Here is a 2266-nt window from a genome sequence, read left to right on the forward strand (position 1 = left end):
CAGTGATGCAAAACAATAGAAAGTCAAATATTTGCATGACAGAGCCGGGCTCAAATCATGCAAAACAAGCAAAACAAGCAAAACAAGCAAAAACCAAACTACGCAGGATAGAGGAGAAGTTTAACATGCTATCAGGGAAAAACATACTTCTTGGTGTAACAGGTGGAATAGCAGCCTACAAGTCTGCTGACCTGGCTTCACGCCTTATAAAGCAGCATGCAAATGTGGATGTGATAATGACAGAGAATGCGACGAAATTCATTGCACCTCTGACATTTGAAGCCCTAACCCACAATAGATGCACTACAGATACCTTCGACAGGAATCACCCTTGGGAGGTGGAGCACATAGCTCTTGCTGACAAGGCGGATGCCCTGGTTATTGCACCGGCTACAGCAAATTGTATAGCCAAGCTTGCCTGCGGAATTGCTGATGACATGCTGACTACAACTGCGCTGGCCTGCGACTGTGTAAAGATCATTGCGCCTGCCATGAATACCAAGATGTTTGAAAATCCTGTGACTCAGCGCAATTTAAAGACACTTGCAGACTTGGGATACATAATCATTACGCCGGGAGAAGGATATCTTGCATGCGGAACTGTGGGAAAGGGCAGAATGGAAGAACCACCAGCTATAGTTGAGGCAATAATCCATGAAATTTCCTGCAAAAAAGATATGAAGGGCATGAATGTGCTTGTAACAGCGGGCCCTACAAGAGAGGCAATCGATCCTGTAAGATACATAACAAATCATTCCACAGGGAAAATGGGTGTTGCCCTAGCCAAGGCAGCAGCAAACCGCGGCGCCAACGTAACACTGGTGGCCGGACCTCTGGAAACCCAGGTTCCATCCTGCATAAAGCTTGTTAAGATTACTTCGGCAAAAGAGATGTTTGATGAAGTTACTACTCGCTCTACAGAGCAGGATGTCATCATCAAGGCAGCAGCAGTAGCGGACTACACACCTAAAACCGTAGCAGAGGACAAAATTAAGAAATCTGATGATGGCTCAGACATGACTATTGAGCTTGATAGAACTAAGGATATCCTCAAGTGGCTCGGTGAGCACAAGAAAGAAAACCAGATTCTGTGCGGCTTTTCCATGGAAACAAGAGACATGCTTGAAAATTCCAGAAAAAAGCTTGCTAAAAAGAACCTTGATATGATCTGCGCCAACAATGTAAAGGTAAAGGGCGCTGGCTTTGGAGTTGATACCAACGTCATCACAATCATAACAAGAGATGAAGAGAAGCAGCTTGAACTTATGAGCAAGGATGCAGCAGCTCACAAGATTTTAGATGAGGTACTGAGATTGAAACACCAGTAGTCCATTGTATTACCAGGCAAACTATAGAAAATACCAAAGAAGCCAAAATAAAGCCCAGAGTAGTTAGTCTGCTCTGAGCTTTTGTCTTTTTGATTCTGCATTAAATTTTTTACTTATACAAATCTTTTTATCAATCTTTAAGTTCCAAGATTTCCAAGTTCATTAAGTGCATTGTCCATAGCTGCGCTGACTTTGCTATTCATATCGTCAGATAGCTGAATGTGCAGCATGTCTATCACTCGATTGTCTATGGAATAACCAAGGCGGGACTGGTGCTCTTTTAACGAATCCTGATGAGTAGCATCATATCCTGCTCTCATGCTCTCGGATAGAGTCTTTGTAGCAGCCAGTGAATCATATGCCGCCTCAAATGCTTCTCCAAACCTTTTCTTGGTATCCTCATCTATTCCATTTATCTGTGATACAGATTTCTCTGTAATATTTTGGCTTAAATACTTGCTTGTAATGCTGTTTGCTGATGCCAGGAATCCAAAATCCATTTATAGATCCTCCTACCAGATAATTTTTTTCACTCCAAAAGATATATCGGCTGTCTCGCCTTAAAATTTACCCCGGAAATAATAATTTACTGTGAACTTCCGCGATAATTAACTCTCGGCAGCCAAATTGAGAGGTGGAAAAATTGGAAAAACCCAGATTTTATGCGGATTTCGCTTGATTTTGAGTGGGGAACATGGTAAGATAATAGAGAAGTAATTACATCTCTATGGAGGCTGCCATGTATATGAATTTCCTTGTGAAGATACCGACTGGGGAAAACGGTATCACAATAAAAAACATCAAGGGAACTACCTACGTGTACTATGCGTATGAGAGAAAGTATGACCCTGACAAGAAGTATTCCGTCCCCAAGACCACATCCATCGGAAGACGTGATGATGAGCACCTTGACATGATGTATCCTAATGCTAACTGCA

2 protein-coding genes and 1 pseudogene are annotated in these 2266 nt (G+C 42.4%); 2 read left to right on the plus strand and 1 reads right to left on the minus strand.

Features of this window, described 5'->3' with window-relative positions; translation table 11 throughout:
- The first annotated feature begins 125 nt into the window (after window positions 1–125).
- Window positions 126–1328, plus strand: coding sequence for a bifunctional phosphopantothenoylcysteine decarboxylase/phosphopantothenate--cysteine ligase CoaBC (coaBC, locus tag BLO53_RS18050; protein WP_092064887.1), 1203 nt, complete (start codon window positions 126–128; stop codon window positions 1326–1328).
- 137 nt (window positions 1329–1465) lie between these two features.
- Here coaBC and BLO53_RS18055 read toward each other — a convergent pair whose 3' ends face one another.
- On the minus strand, window positions 1466–1828 hold the full coding sequence (locus BLO53_RS18055; RefSeq protein ID WP_092064890.1) for a hypothetical protein: 363 nt from the start codon (window positions 1826–1828) through the stop codon (window positions 1466–1468).
- Between the two features lie 239 nt (window positions 1829–2067).
- Between BLO53_RS18055 and BLO53_RS18060 the strand changes: the two are divergent.
- Window positions 2068–2266, plus strand: a pseudogene (locus tag BLO53_RS18060) (IS1634 family transposase); the annotation flags it as partial.

The organism is Butyrivibrio sp. INlla14 (genome assembly GCF_900102515.1).
Lineage (GTDB): Bacteria > Bacillota > Clostridia > Lachnospirales > Lachnospiraceae > Butyrivibrio.

Excerpts from the sequence above, each read along its gene's own strand:
- BLO53_RS18055 (WP_092064890.1), bottom strand. The coding sequence starts at position 1,828 with ATGGATTTTGGATTCCTGGCATCAGCAAACAGCATTACAAGCAAGTAT.
- coaBC (WP_092064887.1), top strand. The coding sequence starts at position 126 with ATGCTATCAGGGAAAAACATACTTCTTGGTGTAACAGGTGGAATAGCA.